Genomic DNA, 23,528 nt, shown 5'->3' with positions numbered 1-23,528 from the left:
TTAGGAAACTTTCCTATTGACAACCCAAGTGACAGGGGTGTTACATCCTCTTAATTTAAGCCATGAAGCACGACCGGAGGACTCCATGCGCCGACCCCGGCTGCTCCTAGCCGTCTTAACCGCGGCCGCCACTCTCCTCAGCGGGCTGGTGGCCATGCCGCAGGCCCATGCCGCCATCGGCCCCGTGACCTGGTCTGACGAGTTCAACGCCGCGGCGGGCACGTCGATCGACGGGTCCAAGTGGAAGTTCGACATCGGCGGCGGCGGCTGGGGCAACAACGAGCAGCAGTACTACACGAACTCGACGCGCAACGTTTACCACGACGGTGCGGGCAACCTCGCGATCACGGCCCGGCGGGAGAACCCGTCGAACCTCCAGTGCCACTACGGGACCTGCCAGTACACCTCCGGCCGCATCCTCACGGCCGACCGGTTCACGCAGGCGTACGGCCGGTTCGAGGCGCGGATCAAGATCCCGAGGGGGCAGGGCATCTGGCCGGCGTTCTGGATGCTGGGCGGCGGCACCTGGCCCAACGGCGGTGAGATCGACATCCTGGAGAACGTCGGCAACCAGCCCAACACGGTCTACGGCACCGTCCACGGACCGGGCTACTTCGGCGGCACGGCGGTCGGCGGGAACCGGACGATCGGCGCCCCGCTCGCCGACGCCTTCCACACCTACCGCGTCGACTGGTCGCCCAACCTGATCATCTGGTACCTCGACGGCTCGGAGTACTTCCGCGTCACCCCCTCCAGCCTGCGCGGCAACGCCTGGGTGTTCGACCACCCGTTCTTCATGATCCTGAACGTGGCGGTCGGCGGCTACTGGCCCGGCTACCCCGACGGCACCACCCAGTTCCCGCAGACCATGCTGATCGACTACGTCCGCGTCTCGGCCTGGCAGCCCGACGGCGGAGGCGGCACGGGCAGCAACCTCCGCTCCGCCCTGAACAGCAAGTGCGTCGACATCCCCGCCGCCAACCCGGTCGACGCCGCCAGACTGCAGATGTACGACTGCAACGGCACCGCCGCCCAGCAGTGGTCGATCAACTCCGACGGCACCGTCCGCGCGATGGGCAAGTGCATGGACGCCGCCGCGGCCGGCACCGCGAACGGCACCCCGATCCAGCTCTACACGTGCAACGGCACCGCCGCCCAGCGGTTCACCCTGTCGGGCGCGGGTGACCTGGTGAACGTCGCCGCCAACAGGTGCGTCGACATCGTCGGCCGCAACACCGCCAACGGAGCACAGCTCCAGCTGTGGGACTGCACGGGCGCCTCCAACCAGAAGTGGTCGCGCTCGTAACGTCCACGCATGAAAGAAGAGAGGGCATCCGCGACCCGGATGTCCTCTCTTCTTGTGTTCGGAACCCGGATTATGCGTTTTTCAGGCGTAATTCAGTCGTGATGGCCGCTGTAGCCGGGTGAGTATTGACGGTTTTCGGCACCGGTCTGATACTCGGTTCACTCCGAGAGAGCGTTCTCTGTGAGGGGGTGAACCATGTCCCGGCGGACCGCCAACCGCACCCGCGTCATCCGCGCGCTGCGTGAGCGCGGTCCGTTGTCGCGCCGGGAACTGGCCGGCATCGGGCTCTCACGGTCGACCGTCACCGCGGTCGTCGACGAGCTCGTCGGCGCGGGGCTGGTCACCGAGGCCGGCGGGCCGGCCAGGGGCGCCGGGCGGCCGGCGCAGCTCATCTCGCTCTCCCCCGCCCTCGGGGTCGCGGTGGGGGTCGAGATCGCCAACGGGGTGGTCCGGGCGGCGGTCTGCGATCTGTCGCGGCGGCTGCTCGCCCATGACGCGGTCGCGGTCGACGAGCGTACCGGCCCGGAAGAGACGCTGGTCGTGGTGGCCGAGCTGGTCGACCGGCTGCTCGGCGGGCGGTCGCGCGACGACGTGCTCGGAGTCGGGATCGCTATCCCGGGGCCGATCCAGCGCGGCACCGGGCGCAACGGGCGGGCCACCACGCTCAAACCGTGGGTGGACGTCAACCCCTACGTCACCGCCGCCGAGGCGCTGAAGCTGCCGATCGCCGTCGACAACGACGCCAACCTCGCCGCCGTCGCGGAGGCGACCTGGGGCGCGGCGCGCGGGCTGCGGGACGTCGCCTACGTCTACTCCGCCGCCGGCATCGGCGTCGGCTTCATCCTCAACGGATCCCTGTACGCCGGGGCCAACGGCACCGCCGGGGAGCTCGGCCACACCACGATCGACGAGAACGGCGAGATCTGCGAGTGCGGCGGCCGTGGCTGCCTCAACACGCTGGCCAACGCCGCGTCGATCTCCCTCAACCTGCGCCGGAGCCATGGACGCGAACTGTCCATCGCCGAGGTCATCACGCTCGCGCGCGGTGGGGATCTCGGTTGCCGCCGGGTCATCGCCGACGCGGGCCGGCACATCGGGCTGGCCGCGGCCAACCTCTACAACCTGCTCGACCCCGAGCTGATCGTCCTGGGCGGGAACCTCGCGCCCGCCGGGGAGATCCTGCTGGGGCCGCTGCGGGAGTCCATGGCCCGCCGGGCCATCCACGCCGGGGAGGTGCTGCCGCCCTTCATCGTCGGCGAGCTCGATCAGGACGTGGTGGTCGTCTTGGGCGCCGCCGCCGTCGTGCTGCGGGACGACGAGAGGTTCCCGCTGCCCGACAGGTGACGGCCCGGCTCACGGTTGCCGCCGGGAGCCGGGCCTTTCACGCCACGGGGTGGGCCCGTGGCGGCGACACAAAAAGTGGAGCAGTCATGAATTTACCTCGCCTCGGCATGCTCATCGTGCTGGTGCTGGCGACGGCCTGCGGGACGGCGGCCGAGCCGCCCGCGTCGGCCCCCGGAGGGAAGCTGAAGATCGCCCTGTCCAACTCGTTCATCGGGAACCAGTGGCGGGTCGAGATGGAGAACGTGTTCAAGGCGGCGTGCGCGATGCCGCCGTACAAGGACCAGGTCGAGTGCAGCGTCTTCAACGCCGGCAACGACGTGTCGACGCAGTCGCGGCAGATCTCCAACCTGATCTCGCAGGGCGTCGACGGCATCGTGATCAACGCGGCCTCGACGAGCGGGCTCAACGGGGTCGTGCAGCAGGCCTGCGACCGGGGGATCACGGTGGTGTCCTTCGACAACACGGTCGATCACCCGTGCGGCGTCACGGTCACACCGACCAGGTGAAGTTCGGCCGGCAGCTGGCGCAGTTCATCGTCGACCAGCTCGGCGGCGCCGGCAACGTGGTCATGGTCACCGGCGTGGCCGGGACCGGCGCCGACAGCGACCGCAACAAGGGCGCCAAGGAGGTGTTCGCGGCCAATCCCGGGATCAAGGTGGTGGCCGAGTACAGCGGCATGTGGGACTCGGCGACCGCCCAGCGGGTCACGGCCGCGCAACTCCCGAGCCTGCCGGAGGTCGACGGCGTGTGGGTGTCGGGCGGCACCGACGGCGTCATCAAGGCGTTCGCCGACGCCAAGCGCGAGATGCCGGTGTTCGGCGGGGAGGCCGAGAACGGCTTCCGCAAGTACATGGCCGGGACCCTCACTCCGCAGGTGACCGGCATGTCGATCGGCCAGCCGCCCTACCTGTCGGTGGTCGCGCTGGAGCTGGCGCGGGCGGTCATCAAGAAGGAGCGCGAGAAGGCGAACCTGACGATCCCGTTCCCGGTCGTGACCGGCTCGGCGCTGACCCCGGGTGAGACGGTCTTCCCCGACCTGCCCGACAGCTTCTTCGCCGACTTCACCGACTCGGGCCCGAACGCGATCCTGGTCCTGTGCCAGCAGGCCGCGACCGACGGCACCCCCTGCCCCGGCGCGACCCTCTCCGTCAAGCTCGGCACCCCATGACCGTCATGGCCACGGGGGTCGGCCGCGCGTTCGGCGGCGTCCAGGCCCTCCGGGACGCGTCCTTCGCGGCGCGTCCCGGGGAGATCCACGCCCTGGCCGGGGAGAACGGCGCCGGCAAGAGCACCCTCATCAAGGTGCTCTGCGGCGCCATCCGCGCCGACACCGGCACCGTCGCGGTCGACGGACGGATCGCGACCGCCTTCCAGGAGCTCTCCCTGCTCCCCGACCTGACCGTCGCGGAGAACCTGCTGCTCGCCGCCCCGCCCCGGGGGCGGCTCGGCCTGGTCCGCCGCGGCCGCCTCCGCCACGAGGCGGGCCTGGTGCTCTCCCGGTACGGGGCCACCGGCATCGACCCCGGCTCCCCCGCCCGCGACCTGCCCGTCTCGCAGAGACAGATGGTCGAACTCGTGCGGGTGCTGGCCTCCGAACCCGACGTGGTCTTCCTCGACGAACCGACGGCGGCCCTGGCGGAACGGGAGGTCGACTGGCTCGCCGGGCACATGCGCCGCCTGCGGGACGCCGGGGCGTGCGTCATCTTCACCTCACACCGCTGGCGCGAGATCGAACGCCTGGCCGACCGCGTAACCGTCTTCCGCAACGGGACGAACGTGGCGACCCGCGACCGGATGACGGAAGAGGAGGCGATCACCTTGATGACGGGACGGACGCTGGGAGCGACCTATCCCGAAATTTCGGCAATCGTGCCGGGAGAGAGCGCCCTGACCGTGACCGGCCTGACCAGCGGACGACTGCGCGACGTGTCGTTCGACCTGAGAAAGGGCGAGATCCTGGGCATCGGCGGCCTGGCGGGCCAGGGCCAGCGCGACCTCTTCCTGACCCTGTTCGGCGCGGGGAAACCCACGGCGGGCCGCCTGTCGGTCACCCGGAACACCCACGCCGGCCGAGAGCCGGGCACGACAGCCGGACCGGACAGCCCATCCGTGAACCCGGAGTCCGCTCCCGCAACGGCGGGGCCGGGGCGTTCGTCCCACAGGTTCGCTGCCCGCATGGAGCGCTGGTCGGCGCGGCAGCCCAAGGACGCGATCCGGGCCGGGATCGCCTATGTGCCCGAAGACCGGAAGGCCGAAGGGCTGCTGCTGCACCTGTCGATCCGGGACAACATCGCGCTCGCCACGCTGGCCCGGCGTTCCCGCGCCGGGTTCATCCGGCACCAGGCGGAGAAGGCCGCGATCTCCGGCATCGCGGCGACACTGGCCATCGGCGCCGGGCGCTCGACCTCCCAGGCGGCCGGCACGCTGTCCGGCGGCAACCAGCAGAAGACCGTGATGGCCCGCTGGCTGCTCACCGACGCCGACGTCTTCCTCCTGTACGACGTCACCAGGGGCGTCGACGCCGCCACCAAGCACGACATCTACCACCTCATCGCCGACCTGGCCCGCGACGGCAAGGCGGTCCTCTTCTACTCCAGCGAGACGGAGGAGATCGCCGGCCTGTGCCACCGCGTCCTGGTCCTCCGCGAGGGCCGCGTCGTGACCGAACTCCCCGGCCCCGTCGGCGACGCGGAGACCATCGTGGCCGCCTCGATCAGGGAGCCCGCCGATGCCTGAGCGAGGACTCCGCCGATCCCGGAGACGAGGTGCCCGCCGTGCGTGACCTCCAGGACCGCCTCGGCTACGTCGTGCTGGCCGCCACCGCGCTCGCCTACTTCGCCGTCTACACCACCAGCCTGGGCCGCCCGCCCGGTTCGTTCGACTACCTGGCCATCCTCAACACCACGATGCCCCTGGTCCTGGTCGCCCTCGGGCAGAGTCTCGTCGTGCTCACCGGCGGCATCGACCTGTCGGTCGGCGGGGTGGTAAGCCTCTGCGTCGCGATCACCGCCGCCACCGGGGGAACCCCCGGGTGGATCCTGGCGGTCCTGCTCCTGGGCACCCTCTGCGGTCTGGTCAACGGGCTGGTCGTGGCGTACGGGCGGATCGCGCCCATCCTCACCACCCTGGCCACGCTCTCCGTCTACACCGGGGCCGCCCTCTGGGTGCTCCCCGTCCCGGGCGGGTCGATCGCGCCGGAGGTCAGGGCGGTCCTGTCCAACCCGAACGCCCCCACCGGCCTCGGCTGGCTGGCGCTGGCCGTCGCGGGATGGTGGGTGCTGCGCCGGACCAGGTTCGGGATGCGCGTCTACGCCGTCGGCAGTGACGAGACCGCCGCCCGCGCGGTCGGCGTCCCGGTCGAGCGGGTGAAAGCGAAGGTCTACGCGCTCTCGGGCCTGTGCTCGGCCGCGGCGGCCGTGTTCTACGTCGCCACGACGACGGCCGGGGACGCCAACGCCGGGGCGCCGTTCATCCTCACGTCCATCGCCTCCGTCGTCGTCGGCGGGGTCGCGTTCACCGGAGGGAAGGGCAGCGCCATGGGCGCGGTGGCGGGGGCGGTCGCGCTCACGCTCGTCATCGACGTGCTGTTCTTCGCCGGGATCGACCCCCTCTACCAGTCGCTCTTCCAGGGATTGTTCCTGGTCGTCGCGGTGCTGCTCGGGACCGGGGCCGCGCTGCTCGCCCGCCGGAGGTCCGCGTGAACCGCCGCGTCGGATACGCCGCCGCCGTCGCGGCGGTCGTGCTGCTGCTGGGGGCCGTGCTGTCTCCCGGCTTCGCCTCCTGGCCGGGCCTGCGCGCCGTCCTGGTCGTCGCGAGCTTCACCGGGTTCGTCGCGGCGGGACAGATGCTGGTCGTCCTGGTCGGCGGCATCGACCTGTCGATCCCGTGGGTGCTCAACGCGGCGGCGATCGTGCTGACCACGACCGGGCTAGGCATGGCGGACCGACTGCCCCTCGCGCTGGCGCTGGCGATCGGCGCGGGGCTCCTGGCCGGGCTGGTCAACGGGCTGGGCGTCGCCTGGCTCGGGGTCCCGGCGGTCGTCATGACGCTGGGCATGAACGGCGTCATGCAGGGACTGACACTGGGCGTGTCCCAGGGCCTGACCTGCGGCGAGTGCGGGCACTACGCCCCGCAGCCGCTCCGGGACCTGTTCGCCGGCACCGTCCCGGCCGCGCTGCTGGTCTGGCTGGGCGCCGCACTGTTCGTGACGGTCCTGCTGACCCTGACCACCTTCGGGCGGCGGGTGTACGCCACCGGCGCCAACCCCCGGGCCGCCTACCTCTCCGGGGTCGGGGTGAAGGGGGTGACGGTCGCCCTCTACACGCTGTCGGGCGGGTTCGCCGCCCTGGCGGGCATCATGCTGGTCGGCTACGGCGGGCAGGCGTCGCTGGGCCTCGGGGATCCCTACCTGTTCGAGTCGATCGCCGCCGTCGTCGTCGGCGGGGTGTCGATCCTCGGCGGGCGGGGCCACTACCTGGGCGTCGTCGCCGGGTCGCTGACCCTGGTGGCCGTCACGACGGTGCTGCGGGCCCAGCAGGTGCCCGAACACGGCCGCCTCATGATCTACGGCCTGGTCATCCTGGCCATCCTGTTCGCCTACGGCCGGGAGAGGGCCCATGATTGACGTCTTCAGCGACATCCCCTGCGCGCTGGGCGAGAGCGCCCTCTGGGACGGCGAACGCCTCTACTGGGTCGACATCCTCGGCCACCGCATCTACGCCAAACCCTGGACCGGCGGCGACACGGCCGTCCTCGACACCCCGGGCCCGGTCGGCGCGGTCGCACTGCGCGGCAAAGGCCTGGTGGCCACACTCCGCCACACCATCGCCTTCGCCGACATCGACGAGGGCACCGTCGAAAGCGTCGCCGAGGTCGAGAACGCCGAGGAGAACCGGCTGAACGACGGTGCCGTCGACGCTCAGGGCAGGTTCTGGTTCGGTTCGATGAACCTGGCCGAGAAGGACCCGACCGGCGCCTTCTACCGCCTGAACCCCGACCTCACCGTAGAGAAGATCTTCGGCGGAGTCACCTGCAGCAACGGCCCCGCCTTCAGCCCGGACGGCAGCACCCTCTACCACGTCGACTCCACCGCCAGGCGGATCACGGCGTACACGGAGAACGGGAGCCGGATCTTCGCCACCGACGACGACTGCTTCCCCGACGGCCTGGCCGTCGACGCCGAGGGCGGCGTCTGGAACTGCAAGTGGGACGGCTCCCGGGTCGTCCGGTACGCCCCCGACGGCACGATCGACCGGATCGTCAAGGTGCCGGTCGAGCGGCCGACGAGATGCGCCTTCGCGGGGCCCGACCTCGACGTTCTGGCGATCACCACGGCGAAAGTAGACCGCCCCCTCTCCGGCCAGGTGCTGCTGGCCGACCCCGGCACGAGGGGGCTCGCGGCTCATTCCTTCCTGGGCTGACCGCACGGCCCCACGACCTGAAGGTGAGCAGTGGCCGGGCCGGCCGGTCCGACCACCACGCGCCGTTTCGAGCGAGGCGAGCAACCTGACGAGCGAAGCGAGACCGAACCGAGCGGAGCGAGGCCTGTCCAGGGAGCCCTTCGCACGGGAGCGGCAGCGACCCCGGAGCGGAGCGACGTCGGGACCGCGAAGCGGGCCGGGGGGAGCGTGAGGGGGCGGAGCCCCTGACAGCGGGGGGTTCGGGGGGCGTCCCCCCGGTTGACCTGGGTATATGTTCGGATTATGTACGACGACGGACTGGTGACCTGCACGGACACCGAGCTGATCATCAGGACGTATTACCTCTGGGGCGGCGATAAGAGCATCGCCCTGAGGGCCATCAGGGCGGTCAACGCGGTCCCGCTGCCCCATGGGAGCTGGCGGCTGTGGGGCACCGGTGACTTCGTGCACTGGTACAACCTCGACCGTGATCGTCCCCGCCGCCGGATGGCCCTCTGGATCGACGTGGGCGCCCGGATCGTCCCGTCGGTCACGCCCCGGGATCCCCGGCGGCTGATCACTGAGCTGGCGTCGAGAGGGATCCGGACGAATCGGGCCGGATGGGTGCAGCGTGGTCCGGGCTGGATGCGGCTGGCCTGACGTGCAGGCCCGTCGCGAGGTCGACCACGGTGCCGTGGCCGCTGGTGGCGGCGTGGGCGGCGGCGTACAGGATCAGGACGTTCAGGAGTTTCAGGAACAGCAGCATGCCGACCGCGCCGGCCACCACTGTGTACGCCGGGTTCGACGAGCTCAGGTTGAAGTAGAGCTGCCCCGCCGACTTCAGCACCTCGAGCCCGACCGTGATGATCAGGGCGGGGCCGATCACCCGGCGCGGCGACAGGCGCAGCCTCGGCGCCAGTGTCAGCAGCGCGGCCGACAGCAGCAGGTTGACCGCGAAGCCCAGGCCGAACGCGGCTGCCTGGAGGGCGAAGCGGGCCGCCGGGGCGTCGGGGCCGACGGTGTGGCCGGTCACCCACAGCAGTGCCGACTGCGCGCCGAACGACAGCGCCAGCGACGCCGCGAGCAGCAGGCCCAGTGCCGCCAGCACGCCCAGGTCGATGAGCCAGCGGGTGAGGAACCGGCCCGGATATTCGTTCAGGCCCCACACGGCCCGGCTGGACGACCGCATCGAGTCGACCCAGAACAGGCCGGTCAGCGGGAGACCGAACAGGGCGATCCAGCCCGCCGTGTCGCGGGCGTCGCGCAGGGCCGCGACGTCGAGGCGGGGGAAGGTGTCGGCCAGGTAGTCGGCGACCTGGGTCAGCGCGCCCGGGGTGTCCCAGACGTGACCCATGATCACGAAGGCGAGCAGGGCCAGGGCGAAGATCGCGAAGAAGGCGTAGTAGGTCATGCCCGCCGACAGGCGGCCGCCGTCGGCCTGGTCGAACCGCAGGACCGCGCGGACGTGGTGGTCGAGCCAGGGACGGCGCCGGAGATCAGACAGGCGGAGGCCATTCCATCGACTCACCCGCATGGCCCCTTATTACCCGTGAAGCGGTGTTTCAGACGGTGCCGCCACTGCGCCAGTAGACCCCGTCCTCCCTGGACAACAGGTCATTATCGATGAGGTAGCGGCGCAGGGCGGCGTAGTCGTCGAAGAAACCGGCGAGGACCTCGTTGACCTCCTTCTCGGAGTAGCGCACGCCGATCTCGAACGACTGGGCGACGCGGTCGAGGACCGCCAGGCGCACCGCGTGTTTCGCGGGCATCTGCACCAGGCGGCCCCCGACCAGGAACCTTTCGATGACTTCTCGGCTGATCTCGGCACTCATGCCTCGATCGTAGGGCGGCTCCCGGTTACCAGAGGAACTGCGGCGGAATGCGGAACCGCCGGGGCGGGCTCGTCACCGTCTTGACGACCGCCGGGACGAAGACCTCCCGCTCGTGGCAGATGCGGTAGCCCTTGCAGACCTCGTTGTAGCCGTTCTCGACGTTCATCGCGGTGCCCCAGGTGTCCCACGACCGGTCCCGGGCGCGGGCCCTGGCCTGCGCCGCGAGCGCCCGTTCGCGGTCCTTCTGGGCCTGGATCATCTTGAGGCGGTTCTGGTAGAGCCGCTCGGCCTCGACGTCGACGTTCATGCCGGGTTTGGCGTGCCCCATGACGGCCTCGTCGATGGTGACGTCCTGTCTTCTGGCCTGGATCTTTGCGTCCGCCTCTCTGATCGCCTTCTTGGCGGCGTTCTTGGCGGGGCCGTTGGCGAGCGCCTTGCCGACGACCGGCACGAGCCCGGCCGCGCCCACGGCGCAGTCGACCTTCTTGCCCTCCTTGCACGACTTCACCGTGTCGATGATGCCGGTCACGGTGGAGACCGCCCCGAGCACCGCCGCGAACGGCTGGCCGCCGGGGATCATCGCGGCGGCCATCGCCGCGTACCCGGTGACCGCGGAGATCTTGCCGGAGTGCTCCCAGAGGAACTTCCCGGTGCCCTTGGCCGCGCTGACGACGGGGCTGGCCACGGTGGTGGCGACCGCCTTCGCCACGTTGGTGACCTTGTTCATCCACTCCGGCTTCTTGATCCCGAACAGCAGGCCGTCGGGGTCGGTGAAGGTCAGCGGGTTGCCGTTGGAGTAGCTGTAGCCGTGCATCTGCTGCGGGTCGAGCGGGTCGATGACCGGGTCGACGCTGATGAAGGCGCCGAGCAGCGGGTCGTAGTCGCGGGCCCCGATGTTGACCAGGCCCGTGGGGTCGTTCGTACCGCCGACGAAGCCCTTCTCCCCCGCCCAGAAGGCCGGGTTGGCGCCGCGCTGGGCGCCGAAGGGAAGGCTGCGCTTGCGGGTGGCCGACAGGTCCGCGGCCTTGATCATCGCCTCGGCCGTGTTGTGGTGGTCCTGGGTCAGCCACAGCAGGCCGGTGAGGCCGGTCCCGGTCCGCACCGCGACGGTGTCGTCGCCCTGCATGTAGTAGCGGGTGCCGGTCACCGCGGTGCCGACCGCCTTCACCTCCTGGCCGTGCGGCAGGTAGGCGGTGATGGAGCCGGGCTCCTTGCGGATCAGGCGGGCGCCCTCGGTGTCGTACAGGTAGGAGGTGGACTGGCCGTTCTGGACGGTGGTGGCCAGATCACCTTCCGCGTCCCAGGTGAGGGTGGTGGCGGCGCCGTTGACGGTCCGGCTGTTCATGTTGCCGGCCTCGTCGTAGGCGTAGGTGTCCGAGCCGCCGGTGGACTTGTCGACCCGGGTCACGGCGTGCGGCTTGCTGCCGGCCGCGCCGCCCTGGGCGGGCTGGACGAAGTCGCGGATCGTCGTGGTGGTGGCGGTGCGCCAGGTCTCGGTGTCCCGGCTGCCGGTGGTCGTGTACGCGTAGCTGTGCCAATAGGGCGCCGGGCCGCCGAGCGTGGTGGCCGAACGGGCGGCCGGGTCGCAGTTCCCGCCGGCGGGGGTCCAGGCCTCGGTCATGCGGCGCAGGTGGTCGGTGGTGAAGCACTGGTGGTCGGCCTGCTGGCCGCCGTTCGGCCGGTCGCTGACCTTGATGACCGAGCCCATCTGGTCGTACTCGTAGTTGAAGTTGGCCGTCTGGTTCTTCAGCTCCGGGGTCGTCGAGCTGGTCACCAGGCGGCCGGTGGGCTCGTCCCAGGTGTCGGTCTGCCAGACCCGCTTGTCGTCCTGACCGAGGATGCGCTGGATGCGCCCGCCGATCTGGTTGTAGACGGTGTCGTTGACGTAGATCTGCACGCCGCTCTTGATGTACGACTGCTTGCCGACCGCGTTGTAGCCGTACTCGAGCTTCTCCTCGGGCAGGTTGCCGACGGCCGGCAGGGTCAGCGAGGCGGGCTGGCCGTCCTGCTTGTAGGTGGTCTTGTACTCGTACGTCCGGGCCAGCGCGCCCGTCTCGGAGGGCAGGGTGACCGTCATGCCGGTGGCGTAGCCGCCGGTGTCGTAGCCGCTGATCAGGGTCGAGTACTTGGCGGCGCCGTTGTACCTGATCGAGCCGGCGGGCTTGCCGAGGCCGCCGGGGGCGGTGTCGTACAGCCACTCGGAGCGCAGCGGGCCGGTCGCCGAGTCCTCCCGCAGCGCGGTCTTGCGGCCCAGCGGGTCGTAGGTGTACGCGAGGACCTCTCCCCGCGCGTCCTTGACGCTGGTGAGCTGCCCGGTCGTGTCGAAGGTCTGCTCGCTGACGCCCTTGTCGGGGTCCTCCAGCTTGATCTTGTTGCCGCGCACGTCGTAGGTGTTGCGCCAGACGTTCCCGGCCTGGTCGGTGATGGTCGCCAGGTCGCCCTTGTCGGTGTAGGTGTACAGGGTCCGGTCGTAGGTGGCCGCCGTGAACGAGTGGAACTGGCGCAGTTCGACGGTCCGGCCCCTGGCGTCCTGGACGGTCTCGGTCTTGGTCCCGCCGATCGGCGGGGTGACGACCGTGCCCGTCCCGGTGTACGCCGTCGTGGTCGCCCACTTGGTCACGCCGTAGGCCTTGAACTCGGCCTTGGTGACCCGGCCCGCGCCGTCGTAGGTGTTGGCGGTGACCGAGGGGATCGCCTTGGTCGGCACCGCGATGGCCTCACCCGGCCCGGCGGTGTCGTGGTAGTAGGGCTCGGAGGTCCACTCGACCAGGCCGCGCGAGTCGTAGACGGTGTCGGCGATGACCCGGCCGCCGCCGACCGCCTGGCTCTGCGCCTGACGCTGGCGCAGCAGCGCGTCGAACAGCACGGTCGAGGTCTGGTAGCGCCCGGTGCCGTCGGGGAGCAGCTTCTTCGTGGTGGTGACCGACGGCGCGGTGTTGCGCACCTTGTAGGCGTACAGGAGGTTGGCGTCCTGGCTCCTGGTGCGGCCCGGCAGCCACACCTTGGTCAGCCGGCCCGCGCCGTCGTACTCGAGCTCGGTCTTGCGCCCGCCCGCGTCGGTGATGGTGGTCGGCACCTGCCAGGCCGCCTCCATCAGCGAGGAGGCCGTGTGGTCGAGCGCGTTGGTCGTCTTCACCTCGGTGACCGGACCGGCCTTGTCCGGGATGTACTGGGTCTTGGTCGTCCGGTTCAGGGAGTCGGTGGCCGAGGTCGCGCGCCCGTTGGCGTCGTAGGTGGTGGTGGTGACCGCGAACCACTGCGGGGTGGCGCCGCTCCAGCCCTTGAGCTCCTCCTCCTTGACCACCAGGCCGCGGGTCGGCGCGGTGCCGAGCGGCTTGGTCGCGTCGTCGTAGTAGTTGCGCTCCTGCATGATCACGTCGCCGGGGACGGCGGGGGTGACGGAGCAGGCGACGCCGTACTGGTCGGTCTGGAGCACCTTGTCCTTGATCCACAGGGTGCCGTTGTGGACGTAGGACGTCTTGGTGCACTGGTCGTCGGCCGCCGTGGACTCGTCGCCGAGGTCGCTGACCTCGGTCGGCAGGTTCTCGGCGTTGACCTTGGTCAGCACCTTCGACCACTGGGTCCGGCCGTCGGCGAGCCGGGTGCGGGTCAGCTGCACCGGCGTGTGCACCATGTACGCCTTGAGCGCCCCCGACGCGCCGGTCTGGGTGAAGCCGGGCTCGGTGAGCTTGCCGCTGATCCACTGGCCGCCGACGCCGTCGAAGGTGGTCTGCTCGCGCAGCTGGCCCTGGTAGGCGTCGTGGTCCTCGATGCGCTTGGAGTGGGCGTCGCCGGTGCCGTCGAGGCTGTCCTTCACCCAGACGTCGCGGACCTTGTCGTCGGGCTGCTTGTCGCCGTCCATGCCGCGGAAGTAGCGGTACTCGGTGACCGACTGCGGCCCGGTCTCCAGGCCGACCCTGACCCGGACGTGGCCGTAGCCGCGCCACTGGCCCCAGGTGCGCTTCTTCTCCTCGACGAGCTCGCTGTCGTCGTACTTCCACATCGGGGTGTCGAGGTAGTCGTAGTTGGTCTGCTCGTGGGTGAAGCCGCCGCCGTTGTCGTACAGGTCGATGCGCTTGACCACGTACTTGTTGAACCAGTCGAGGGTCGGATCGGTGCCGTCCTGCGTCGCCCACTGCGGGAAGCAGCGCTTGCCGTTGGAGTGGACCGAGGGCAGGGAGCTGCGGGTGCAGTCGCTCGGCAGGTAGGTGACGCCGATCTGGGCGCCGGTCTCGGTGGTGATCGAGACGATCCGGAAGCGGTTGAGCGCGGTCCGGCCGTCGTCGGCGCCGTCGACCCGGTTGGGGAACGGGTCGGCGCCGGGCGAGAACGTGACGGCGGGGTCGGTGACCGTCGCGCCGCCCTTGATGCCCGAACCCGCGTGGGTGATCGAGTCGAGCCACATGGGCACGCCCTCGTTCTGGCTGACCCCCGCGTTGAGCCACGAGTGCTTCAGCGTCCACGACTCCACGGTGCGGAAGCCGCTGCCGTCGCGCACCTGGGCGCGCACCACGGCCAGCCGCTTCTGCGTCCAGAACGTGGGCGACATCTGCTCGGTGCACTTGTCGCGGCAGTACTGGTCCCACGGCACGTCCGGCCACGACGCCGCGACCGCCTTGCCGCCCGAGTCGAAGCAGGTCGCGCCGGCCAGGCAGCGGTCGGCCACCTCGAACGCGATCCGCGAGGAGGCGGTCGACTGGTCGGTGCGGGTGCCGTAGTCGATCGTGGTCAGGTAGCCGCCGCGATCGTAGGTCTGGCGCTTGTCGGCGTCGAACTCGCGGCCGTAGGCGCCGGTCTCCTTGCCGTAGTTCAGCGTCATCGTGTTGCCGTGCGGGTCGACCACGTAGTCGAGGTTCCAGCGCCAGGCCTGGGTCTCGCGGCTGCCGGCGAAGTCGCCGGACTCGTAGCCGGGGTCGCCGGGGTGGTTGCCGTACACCTGGGTGGTCCAGGCCGAGTCGGTGCGGCGCCCGAAGAAGTACTGGGTGCCGTCGATCGTGGTGACCTTCCAGTGCTCACCGTTGTAGACGCCGTTGGAGGCGTCCGGGAGCAGCTCGACGCGGGAGCCGTCGTCGCCGGTGCCCTTCCACTTGCCGCCGCCCAGGTCGATCAGCTCCGTCGAGCTGCCGTTCAGGCTCATGGTGGCGTTGGGCTTCCACCAGCACTGGTCGCCGGTCTTCTTGTCCTTGTTGTTCGGGTCCTTGCCGCCGACCGCCTTGGTGTCGTCGAGACAGCTCTTGTACGTCCGCTCGATGAAGCCGGTCCACATGTCCCAGCCGTCGCCGACCCACGACCCCTGCCCGTTCTGGCCCGAGGTCTTGCCGTCGACCGCCTGCGACGAGTACGAGAAGGCCAGCGAGGGCGACGGGCCCCCGACGGCGGGCGGGCTCTTGATCGGGTACTTCCACGAGAACGCGCCGGTCTGCTGCGACACCTGCCACGTCGAGGCCGGGGTCAGCGACGTCGCCTTGTAGTCGCCGTTCGGCCCCGCCGGGGCGGCCGCGGCCGCCAGCAGCTGGGGCGCGCCGCCGGCCGGGAGGGCGACGTCGGCCGTGAGGGTCTGCGTCGCGGCGTCGTTCCTGGCGTCCACGGGGACGGCGGCGTCCAGGCCGCAGCCCTTCGCGCCGGGGGTGGTCAGAGCGCAGGCCGGGAGCTGGACGAGCCGCAGGCGGCTGGCCCAGTCGCCGCCGTAGGCGCCGGCGAATTGGGAGTAGTCGAGGTTGACGCCGACCGTGCCGGTCGACTTCTGGCCGTCGCTGCGGGCCACCGACATCATGACGCCGCTGATCCCGGCGGTCTCGGCGGCGGCGCGGCCGTACACCCGGACCCCGACCCGCCCCACCGAGGAGGCCGCGGCGACCGTGACCGCCTGGCCCGAGACGGCCCGCGCGCCGGGGGTGATCTGGGCGGCGGTGTCGGCCGGCCAGACGATGGTCGAGGGTCCCTTGACCCGGGGCGGCTGGGCCGTCTCGGCGACGGTGCGCCGCGTGTTGTCCTCGACGGGGACGGGGGTGACGTCGACCGGGACCGGGGGCTCCCAGTCGGCGAGGGCGTTGGCCGTCCCCCCGCTGACGATTCCGGCCCCCGACAGTACGAGGGCGATCAGTAACGCGGCCGGTTTCCTCATCCCTTGGCTCCGTCCGTGACGATCTCACTCTGGGTCAGTGCCTTCTGGTAGGCGCCCACCCTGTCGACGGCGCCGGTCCAGTACTGCGTGAGGGCGCCGGCGTCCTTGGCGCGGCCGACCGACCAGCCCTGGGTCGCCGACCACGTCGAGGTGAAGGGCACCTGGTCGGCCTCCTCCCAGTTCAGGCCGTTGACGTAGATCCGCAGGCGGGTGCCGTCGTAGACGCCGGCCAGGTGGGTCCAGCCGGTGCCGACCGACTCGGTGGAGCAGGCCTTGGTCTCGGCGCCGCCGTCGGCGGCGTACATGGAGAAGCACCAGCCCTCGGAGCGGTAGCCGAGGCGGAAGCCCGAGCCGGTCGCGCCGTGGGAGGAGACGGCCGTGATCGGGCCGCTCACGGTGGTGGAGTTCAGCTTCACCAGGGCGGTCACGGTGAAGGGCGTCTTGGTGTCGACGACCGGCTGGGTGGACGCCCACGCCGACGCGCCGTCGAGATTGAGGGCGTAGCCGCCGCTCCTGCCGGCGGTGCGGGCGGCCGGACCGGCCTTGCTGTCGAGCGTGGTCCCGGCGGGGTCGGAGGCGGCGGTGGTGCCGGACGCCTCGTTGAATCCCCACCCGATGGCCTTGGCCGGGACCGGGCGGACCAGGAACTCGTAGGTGAACGGGCTGCCCGCGACGTTGCCGGCCGCGTCGGCGGCGCGGGCGGTGAGCAGGTTGACGCCGTCGCGGTCGGGGGTCAGCGAGCCGGTCCAGACGTCGCCGGTGGTGTTCACCCAGCCCTTGTTCACGCCGTTGAGGGTCAGCTCGAAGCGGTTGGCCCCGGACGCGCCGATCGCGAACGTGCCCGCCTGGCCGGCGGCGCCGTTCCAGGTGCCGTCGCTCGCGGGCGGGTACTCCGCCGAGGTCACGCTCACGTTGGTGGGCGCGGTGGTGTCGACGGTGAAGTCGAACCAGCCGCCCCAGCCGCCGCAGACGTAGGCGTCACAGCCCCGGACCCGCCAGGAGTAGGCCCCTTCGGGCAGCGCCGGGGTGACCTTCCACGGCGCGGCCTGACCCGAGGTGCGGTTGGAGACGGCCGAGCCCGAGGCGGCCTTGCGGCTGCTGCGGGCGCGGTCGTACACCTCGAACTCGACCCGGGACAGGGTGCCGCCGTTGGGGTCGGCGGCGACCGCCGACAGCGTGGGCGTGCCCGAGCGGACCCAGGCGCAGGAGATGCCGCAGTCGGTGGTGATCTTCAGCGAGGTCGGCGTCGTCGGGGTGTGGTTGTACGTGATGATCAGCGCCACCGAGCCGGGGATGAAGTTGCTCCACCCCATGTGGTCGCCCTCGTCCGAGGAGATGAGCGCGAAGGTGGTCTGCGAGGCGCGGGCGTTGGCCTGGCTCTGCATCCGGCCTTCCAGCACCCTGGCGCTGCCGTCGTCGTACACCTTCTTCTGGTCGCCCGAGGGGCAGCTCGACTCGTTGGCGTCGAACTTCTCGGTGCCGATGGTCTGCACGTTGCCGCTGCTGGTGCTGTTCCAGGTCGCGGTGTTCATCGCGGAGATGTTGTTGCGGAACAGCAGGTTGGTGTTGGCGCCCGCGCAGTTGGCGACGTGGTCGGCGGTCACCGCGAACTCGGCGGCCTGGATCGTCGCGCCGGCCAGCTGGGCGGTGTCGAACCGCATGTAGGCCCGCCACTTGCACGAGGTGTTCCACTGGCGGCCGACCCGCAGCTCGCTGCGGTAGCTGGTGTAGAAGCTGGTGCCGGGCGAGCAGCTGTTGGTGTGGGTCCAGTTGCCGCCCATGCTGGGCTTGCTGAACGCCGGGTCGATGTAGATCGGGAAGGTCGCGCCGGGGTCGGTCAGCAGGGCCTGGTCGGGCACCACGACGAGCTCGTGCGCGCTCACCTCGACGTCCATCTCGGCGGTGCGGCCGGGCGCGCTGTCGGCGCCCTCGTCTCCGGCGCCGTCGGCGTCCCACATGAGCGCCGAGCCCGACGCGAAGAGAACGTTCCCGGCCGCGTCGACGACCTCCAGGGCCGACTCGTTCTCCCGGATCGACGCCCCGCCGGACGCCTCCACCGGGAACCCGATCCGGGCGAGTTCGGAGTTGGCGGCCGCCTCAGGCGTGTTCACCACGAGGAACTGCGAGAAGCCGTCGGGTTCGGCCCGCAACTGCAGGTCGACCCCGGGCAGCACATCGGCGTAGGTCGCGGTGTCCCCGTTGAGCGTGGGCGCGGGAAGGTTCCACGGCGACTTGATCCGGACGGAGGCGGCGCCCTCGGTGAGGGTCACCATCGGGTCGGCGCCGCCGGTGGAGAAGCGCACGTCGGCGGAGGTCGCGACCGGGGTCACCCCGCCGACCAGGCGCAGGTTGGTGTCGACGTCGGTCCAGACGCCGTTCTTGACGACCTGGGTCGGGAAGAGGGAGGTGACGGCCTCCATCGTGCCGTCGGGCTGGGCGAAGACCTGGCTGGTCTCGGTGCGCTCCGAGAGCACCTCGACCTCGGTGCCGCACTGGGCGGCCATCCCGGCGGCTCCGTCGGGGTTGTCGGCGGCCGAGACGCACGTCGGTGCGGTGGGGATCGGAACGGGGACGGCCGACGCCGGGGCGGGCGTGGCCACGAGGGTCGTCACTACGGCGGAAAGGGAGAGAAGGACGGCTAACGAGGCCGTCCGCGATCGGGACACCACGATGTCTCCTCAGGTATGGCTGGGGCTGAGGCACACCATGAGGCACGGGCGTATTTTTGCCGTATAGGCGACGTGAGAGGCGTATATACCCTTGTGGAGTTTCGTGGGATATAGGGCTCTTGACCCGATCCGATAATGGATAAGGCACATATAACGATCGACCGGTAAGGTGCATCTCACTCCCGGAGATCACCCCCGAAGGTGGCGATGAGGCTTCGCGTTCTCGGTCCCCTCGACATCACGATCGACGGCGCGCAGGTGCCGCTGCGGTCGGAGAAGCAACGGCTGCTGCTGGCCGTGCTGATCGGCAACGCCAACGCTCCCACGGCGGGTTCCCGCCTGATCGGGGCGCTGTGGGAGGAACCGCCGGCCTCGGCGCACGAGAACCTCCGCCTGTACGTCTACCACCTGCGCAAGGCCCTGGGAGACCGCGACCGGGTGGTCCGCCACCCCTCCGGCTACGCCCTGGCGGTCGGCCCCGGCGAGCTCGACGCGGCCGACTTCGAGGCCCTCACGGCCGAGGGCGCGCGGGCGATGAACGGGGGCGACCCCGCCACCGGGCGGCGGCTGCTGGCCAGGGCCCTGGAGATGTGGCGCGGACCGGCGTACGGCAACCTCGCCGACCACCCCGCGATCTGGCCCGCCGCAACCCGCCTGGAAGAGGCGCGGTTACGGGCGGCCGAATTGCGGATCACCGCCGACCTGGCGCTGGGCCGCCACGAGGACCTCATCGGCGAACTCACCGGCCTGGTCGCCGAGCACCCGACCCGCGAACGGCTGCGCGCCCACCTGATGCTCGCCCTCCACCGGGCCGGGCGGCGAGCCGAGGCGCTGGAGACCTTCCGCGAGGGACGGCGCGTCCTCATCGGCGAGCTCGGGCTCGAACCCGGCGCCGAACTGCGGGCGCTGCACGAGGAGATCCTGCGCGGCGACTCCGGCGTGCCCGCGCCGCGCCCGGCCGAGCCCAAGACCGGGCCGACCCTGTTCCCCACGCCCGCGCAGCTCCCCCACGACGTCGCCGACTTCGTCGGCCGGGCCGAGGAGCTCGGCGAGCTCGACCGGCTGCTCGACCTGCGGCAGAGCCAGGGCGTGCCGGCCTTCCTCGGGCTCACCGGCATGGGCGGCGTCGGCAAGACGGGCCTTGCGGTCCACTGGGCCCACCGGGTCTCCGGCCGCTTCGCCGACGGCCAGCTCTACGTCGACCTGCGCGGCTACGCCGAGGACGCCGAACCGCTGGCGCCCCGGCAGGTGGTCGACCGGTTCCTGCGGGCGCTCGGCGTGCCGGGCAGCCGGATCCCCGACGACGTCGACGAGCGGGCCGGGCTGCTGCGCAGCGTGCTGTCGCGGCGGCGGGTGCTGCTCGTGCTCGACAACGCCCGCGACGCCGGCCAGGTCAGGCCGCTGCTGCCCGGCTCCCCCGGGTGCGCGGTCATGGTGACCAGCCGCGACGGGCTCGACGGGCTGGTGGCGCAGGAACGCGCCGACATCCTCCAGGTCGGCACCCTCGGCGACCTGGAGGGCGTGGCCGTGCTCGCGGGCCTCGCCGGTGGCGCGGTCGACCGGGCCGACCCCGAACTGGCCCGGCTGAGCGAGCTGTGCGGCGGGCTGCCGCTGGCGCTGCGCATCGCCGGGGCCCGGCTGGCCGGGCGCAGCCGCCTCACCGCGGGCGTCCTGGCCGGGCACCTGGCCGACGAGCGGAACCGGCTCAGCGAGCTCAGCCACGGCGGGGTGCGGGTGCGGGCCAACTTCGGGCTCAGCTACCGCGACCTCGACCCGGCGGCGGCGACGCTGTTCCGGCGGCTGAGCCTGCTCGGCGTGCCCGACTTCGGCGAATGGGCCGGCGGACCGCTGCTCGGCATCGGCCGCGAGCCCCTCGGGGAGCTGTTCGAGCAGCTCGTCGCGGCGCAGCTGCTCGAAGTGGTGGCGCAGGAGGGCGCGGGCGGGGTGCGTTACCGCTTCCACGACCTGGTCCGCCTGTTCGCCCGCGAACGCGCGCTGGAGGAGGACGACGACGCCGCCCGCGCCGCCGCGATGGGCCGCTCGCTCAACCTCTGGCTGTCGCTGGCGCAGGAGGCCCACCGGCGCGAGTACGGCGGCGACTTCGCCGTGCTGCGCGGGAGCACGCCGCGCCGGGCGCCCGATCCGGCGCTGGCCGACGCGCTGCTGGGCGAGCCGATCGAGTGGCTGGCCGCCGAGCGGGCCGGCCTCGTGTCGGCCGTCTCGCAGGCCGCCGACCTGGGGCTGGCCTCGCTCGCCTGGGAGCTCGCGATGACGTGCGTGACGCTGTTCGAGGCGCGCAGCCTGTTCGACGACTGGCGGTCCACCCACGAGGTCGCGCTCGCCGCCGCCCGCGCCGCGGGCGACGCGCTCGGAGAGGCCGCGATGGTGTACGGACTGGGCAGCCTGGCCCTGTTCCGGCAGGAGTACGCGACGGCGGCCGAACTGCTCGAAGACTCCTCGGCCCGGTTCGAGGCGCTCGGCGCCGACCACGGCGTGGGGCTGGCGCTGCGCAACCTGGCCCTGCTCGACCGCATCACCGGCACCCCCGAGCGGGCCCACCACCGCTACAAGGAGGCGGCCGACCTGCTCAGCGAGGCCGGCGACCGGGCGGCCCAGGCCCACTCGGGCATCGGGATGGCCCAGATCCGGCTGGAGGAGGGCGTCTTCGCCGAGGCCGAGACGCTGCTGCGCGACGCGCTGCGCACCTTCGAGGACATCGGCAACCGGCGCGGCCAGGCGCAGGCGCTGTTCCGGCTCGGCGACGCCTACCTCCGGCAGGAGCGCCCCGAACCGGCGCGCGACGCGTTCGCGGCGGCGCTGCCGCTGGTGCGCGCCATCGGCGACCTCGTCGGCGAGGCCTACCTGCTGCGCGGCCTCGGGCAGGCGCAGCTCGCCTCCGGCGAACGGCGCGCGGCCGAGACCTCGATGAAGGCCGCCGTCGCCGCCGCGCAACGGGTCGGCGACCAGTTCGCCGAGGCCAGCGCGTCTCTCGGACTCGGCTCCCTCTTCGAGTCCGGCGATGACCTCGGCGCCGCGGTGCCCCCTCTCGAACGAGCGGTGACGTTGTTCGCCGAGATGGACAACACGACCTGGCGGGCCCGCGCAATGGACGCCCTCGCCGTCACCCTCCGCAGGATGGGTGACGAGGAGGCCGCGCGGGCCCTGTGGGAGACGGCCCACTCCCTGCTGCTCGGCCTCGACTCCCCCGAGGCCGCGAAGCTGGCGGCGAGGCTCACGCCCCGCCCCGAGTAGGCCGTCTCTCCCGGTGGCCACCCACCGTCCGGTGGCCGCCGGAGACCTCTAGGCGCACTCGCCGTTGCCCCAGTGCATGTTCTCCGGGCACAGGTCGACGATGACCTCGTTCCACGGCACCGCCGCGGCCGGCCCGGCGAGGCCGACGAGTGCGCCGATGGCCAGCGTGACGACGATCAGTCCGGCTTTCACACTCTTCTTCATGGTGATCCCCCGTCAGGATGGGACACCGTCCCGCGCACGCCGAGTCAGTCGCTGGGACGTTCGTTGCCCCAGTGCATGTTCGGGTCCGGCGGGACGACGCAGTCGTCGGAGTCGACAGCGTAGTCGCACGTCGGAGGCGGCAGCGGCCCCGGCGCCGCGAGGGCCGGCGCCCCGAACACCCCGAGCGCGCCCGCGGCCAGCGCGGCGACGACCACGGCCTTCTGACTGGTCTTCAGGTTCACTCGGCGCCCCCATGAGAGGTCTCGTCGATGTCGTTGCCGCAGTCGGGGTTGCCCCAGTGCATGTTGTCCCCGCACACAATGGGGTCGTAGTGGTACTTGGTCGGGTCGGTGGTGATCCCGACGATGATGATCCCGCCGACCGGCGTTTCCGCGGCGGCGGGCGCGCTGAGTGCCCCGAGAGCCCCGACCGTCAGCGCGACGGCGGTCAGGCCCGCTTTTGCTCTTTCTCTCATCTGGTCCCCCGTCAGAGGTGGGAGGCCAGACTGGCACGCCCGCGTATAGCAGGCGTATATCCGCTGCTTACGGACGGTGGATGACGACCTCGACGCCCACCCCCAGATCGCCGAGCGTCCGGGCGGCGTCCGCGAGCGACAGCCGGACCAGCGGGAACAGCCGCTCCGGCGGCACCGGGGTGACCGACAGGACGACGAAGACCACCCGCAAGGGGCGCGTCCCGCCCGCGAACCGGCTCCGGGCGGCCGTCGCGACGGCGGTCGCGACGTGGCCGAGGCCGGCGACGGTGGTCACGTACATCAGGTCGCCGCGCGCGGTGAGGAGGTCGCCGAGTTCGCCGCCGGGCAGGGCGAGCAGGTCGGGGCGGAGGTTCCCGGCGTTGGCCGCGTAGACGCGGGGCGACTCGCCCGGATGCCAGGCGGGCAGGCCGGGGTCGGCGCCGAAGAGGGGGCGGATCCGGGCCAGGGCGCCGGCCAACCGGTCGGGGTCGAGCTCGCGCCATTCGCCGTCGACCAGGGCCCAGCGGTCGTCCATGACCGCCTGCAGCCAGGCCGGCACGCGGGCTCCGCCGATGTCCTTGGATCCGGCGTACATGCGGATGATCCCGGACCGGAGCGCGGCCACCCTCTCGCCGGCGGGCTGGAGGAGGGCGCGCTGCAGCACGTAGGCGACGTCGACCGTGTCGCGGTAGCCCGACACGCTGCCGACCTTGACGCGGAAGCGGTCGGCCCGCGCGTGGGCGGCGCGGCAGGCGGACGGCACGACCACCGACCACCTCACGGCGTCGCCGTCGATCCGGGCGTCGATGCGGGCGTCGAGCCGGGCGTCGAGTTCGGCCCGGGGTAACAGGGGGCGGCAGCGGCTCATGGGTCGTCTCTCTTCTCGCGGGTGTCTTCAGTTGTGGAAATGTAATGCTGGAAAT

At 71.5% G+C, this 23,528-nt stretch carries 18 protein-coding genes; 10 read left to right on the top strand and 8 right to left on the bottom strand.

Annotated features, from left to right (window positions below; genetic code table 11):
• Positions 1-85 precede the first annotated feature (85 nt).
• From FDA94_RS17305 to FDA94_RS17265, 9 genes are all read left to right on the top strand, one after another.
• On the top strand, positions 86-1,306 hold the full coding sequence (locus tag FDA94_RS17305) for a glycoside hydrolase family 16 protein (RefSeq protein ID WP_137248100.1): 1,221 nt from the start codon (positions 86-88) through the stop codon (positions 1,304-1,306).
• Positions 1,307-1,501: 195 nt separating this feature from the next.
• Positions 1,502-2,650, top strand: coding sequence for an ROK family transcriptional regulator (locus FDA94_RS17300; protein ID WP_137248099.1), 1,149 nt, complete (start codon positions 1,502-1,504; stop codon positions 2,648-2,650).
• An 86-nt stretch (positions 2,651-2,736) separates the two neighbouring features.
• Positions 2,737-3,156 (top strand): substrate-binding domain-containing protein, encoded by a 420-nt coding sequence (locus FDA94_RS41130; protein WP_137248098.1) that lies wholly within the window; start codon positions 2,737-2,739, stop codon positions 3,154-3,156.
• Complete coding sequence (locus FDA94_RS17290; RefSeq protein WP_170990990.1) at positions 3,126-3,818, top strand: substrate-binding domain-containing protein; 693 nt, start codon at positions 3,126-3,128, stop codon at positions 3,816-3,818. Before FDA94_RS41130 ends, FDA94_RS17290 begins: the two co-directional genes overlap by 31 nt.
• Before the next feature lie 5 nt (positions 3,819-3,823).
• A complete protein-coding gene (locus tag FDA94_RS17285) occupies positions 3,824-5,386 on the top strand; it encodes a sugar ABC transporter ATP-binding protein (protein WP_212735368.1) in 1,563 nt (520 codons plus the stop codon).
• Positions 5,387-5,424: 38 nt separating this feature from the next.
• Positions 5,425-6,351, top strand: a complete 927-nt coding sequence (locus FDA94_RS17280) for an ABC transporter permease (RefSeq protein ID WP_137248095.1) — start codon at positions 5,425-5,427, stop codon at positions 6,349-6,351.
• A complete protein-coding gene (locus FDA94_RS17275; protein WP_212735367.1) occupies positions 6,348-7,274 on the top strand; it encodes an ABC transporter permease in 927 nt (308 codons plus the stop codon). The genes FDA94_RS17280 and FDA94_RS17275 overlap by 4 nt, the downstream gene beginning before the upstream one ends.
• Positions 7,267-8,070 (top strand): SMP-30/gluconolactonase/LRE family protein, encoded by an 804-nt coding sequence (locus tag FDA94_RS17270; protein ID WP_137248094.1) that lies wholly within the window; start codon positions 7,267-7,269, stop codon positions 8,068-8,070. Before FDA94_RS17275 ends, FDA94_RS17270 begins: the two co-directional genes overlap by 8 nt.
• 282 nt (positions 8,071-8,352) lie before the next feature.
• Positions 8,353-8,709 (top strand): hypothetical protein, encoded by a 357-nt coding sequence (locus FDA94_RS17265; protein WP_137248093.1) that lies wholly within the window; start codon positions 8,353-8,355, stop codon positions 8,707-8,709.
• On the opposite strand, the gene FDA94_RS17260 is transcribed toward FDA94_RS17265, so the two are convergent.
• The 4 genes from FDA94_RS17260 to FDA94_RS17245 are packed head-to-tail and all read right to left on the bottom strand — an operon-like array spanning position 8,627 to position 18,617.
• Positions 8,627-9,577: a YhjD/YihY/BrkB family envelope integrity protein gene (locus tag FDA94_RS17260; RefSeq protein ID WP_246059981.1), complete on the bottom strand. Its 951-nt coding sequence runs from the start codon at positions 9,575-9,577 to the stop codon at positions 8,627-8,629. The two genes, FDA94_RS17265 and FDA94_RS17260, sit on opposite strands and share 83 nt — an antisense overlap.
• Positions 9,578-9,611: 34 nt before the next feature.
• A complete protein-coding gene (locus tag FDA94_RS17255; RefSeq protein WP_137248091.1) occupies positions 9,612-9,881 on the bottom strand; it encodes a DUF2087 domain-containing protein in 270 nt (89 codons plus the stop codon).
• Positions 9,882-9,906: 25 nt separating this feature from the next.
• The gene (locus tag FDA94_RS17250; RefSeq protein WP_137248090.1) at positions 9,907-16,005 is read right to left on the bottom strand and encodes an RHS repeat-associated core domain-containing protein; all 6,099 of its coding nucleotides are present in this window, start codon (positions 16,003-16,005) and stop codon (positions 9,907-9,909) included.
• Positions 16,002-18,617, bottom strand: coding sequence for a LamG domain-containing protein (locus FDA94_RS17245; RefSeq protein WP_137248089.1), 2,616 nt, complete (start codon positions 18,615-18,617; stop codon positions 16,002-16,004). Before FDA94_RS17245 ends, FDA94_RS17250 begins: the two co-directional genes overlap by 4 nt.
• Before the next feature lie 264 nt (positions 18,618-18,881).
• On the opposite strand from FDA94_RS17245, the gene FDA94_RS17240 reads away from it, so the two are divergent.
• On the top strand, positions 18,882-21,926 hold the full coding sequence (locus FDA94_RS17240; RefSeq protein ID WP_137248088.1) for an AfsR/SARP family transcriptional regulator: 3,045 nt from the start codon (positions 18,882-18,884) through the stop codon (positions 21,924-21,926).
• Positions 21,927-21,974: 48 nt separating this feature from the next.
• Here the strand turns inward: FDA94_RS17240 and FDA94_RS39250 are convergent, their stop codons facing one another.
• The 4 genes from FDA94_RS39250 to FDA94_RS17225 all read right to left on the bottom strand — a co-directional run bounded on the left by FDA94_RS39250 (position 21,975) and on the right by FDA94_RS17225 (position 23,473).
• The gene (locus FDA94_RS39250; protein WP_170990989.1) at positions 21,975-22,130 is read right to left on the bottom strand and encodes a hypothetical protein; all 156 of its coding nucleotides are present in this window, start codon (positions 22,128-22,130) and stop codon (positions 21,975-21,977) included.
• A 44-nt stretch (positions 22,131-22,174) separates the two neighbouring features.
• Positions 22,175-22,372, bottom strand: a complete 198-nt coding sequence (locus FDA94_RS17235; protein WP_137248087.1) for a hypothetical protein — start codon at positions 22,370-22,372, stop codon at positions 22,175-22,177.
• Positions 22,369-22,605 (bottom strand): hypothetical protein, encoded by a 237-nt coding sequence (locus tag FDA94_RS17230; RefSeq protein WP_137248086.1) that lies wholly within the window; start codon positions 22,603-22,605, stop codon positions 22,369-22,371. Before FDA94_RS17230 ends, FDA94_RS17235 begins: the two co-directional genes overlap by 4 nt.
• 67 nt (positions 22,606-22,672) lie before the next feature.
• Entirely contained in the window at positions 22,673-23,473 is an 801-nt protein-coding gene (locus tag FDA94_RS17225; RefSeq protein WP_137248085.1) for a DUF6119 family protein, read from the bottom strand.
• Positions 23,474-23,528 lie beyond the last annotated feature (55 nt).

Source organism: Herbidospora galbida (assembly GCF_005233835.1).
GTDB classification, from domain to species: Bacteria; Actinomycetota; Actinomycetes; order Streptosporangiales; family Streptosporangiaceae; genus Herbidospora; species Herbidospora galbida.
This window is presented reverse-complemented; position numbering and strand designations above follow the sequence as displayed.

Bases quoted from the DNA above. Each gene is read 5' to 3' on its own strand.
- FDA94_RS17305 (WP_137248100.1), top strand. From the start codon at position 86: ATGCGCCGACCCCGGCTGCTCCTAGCCGTCTTAACCGCGGCCGCCACT.
- FDA94_RS17300 (WP_137248099.1), top strand. From the start codon at position 1,502: ATGTCCCGGCGGACCGCCAACCGCACCCGCGTCATCCGCGCGCTGCGT.
- FDA94_RS41130 (WP_137248098.1), top strand. From the start codon at position 2,737: ATGAATTTACCTCGCCTCGGCATGCTCATCGTGCTGGTGCTGGCGACG.
- FDA94_RS17285 (WP_212735368.1), top strand. From the start codon at position 3,824: ATGGCCACGGGGGTCGGCCGCGCGTTCGGCGGCGTCCAGGCCCTCCGG.
- FDA94_RS17270 (WP_137248094.1), top strand. From the start codon at position 7,267: ATGATTGACGTCTTCAGCGACATCCCCTGCGCGCTGGGCGAGAGCGCC.
- FDA94_RS17265 (WP_137248093.1), top strand. From the start codon at position 8,353: ATGTACGACGACGGACTGGTGACCTGCACGGACACCGAGCTGATCATC.
- FDA94_RS17255 (WP_137248091.1), bottom strand. From the start codon at position 9,881: ATGAGTGCCGAGATCAGCCGAGAAGTCATCGAAAGGTTCCTGGTCGGG.
- FDA94_RS17250 (WP_137248090.1), bottom strand. From the start codon at position 16,005: ATGAGGAAACCGGCCGCGTTACTGATCGCCCTCGTACTGTCGGGGGCC.
- FDA94_RS17240 (WP_137248088.1), top strand. From the start codon at position 18,882: ATGAGGCTTCGCGTTCTCGGTCCCCTCGACATCACGATCGACGGCGCG.
- FDA94_RS39250 (WP_170990989.1), bottom strand. From the start codon at position 22,130: ATGAAGAAGAGTGTGAAAGCCGGACTGATCGTCGTCACGCTGGCCATC.
- FDA94_RS17230 (WP_137248086.1), bottom strand. From the start codon at position 22,605: ATGAGAGAAAGAGCAAAAGCGGGCCTGACCGCCGTCGCGCTGACGGTC.
- FDA94_RS17225 (WP_137248085.1), bottom strand. From the start codon at position 23,473: ATGAGCCGCTGCCGCCCCCTGTTACCCCGGGCCGAACTCGACGCCCGG.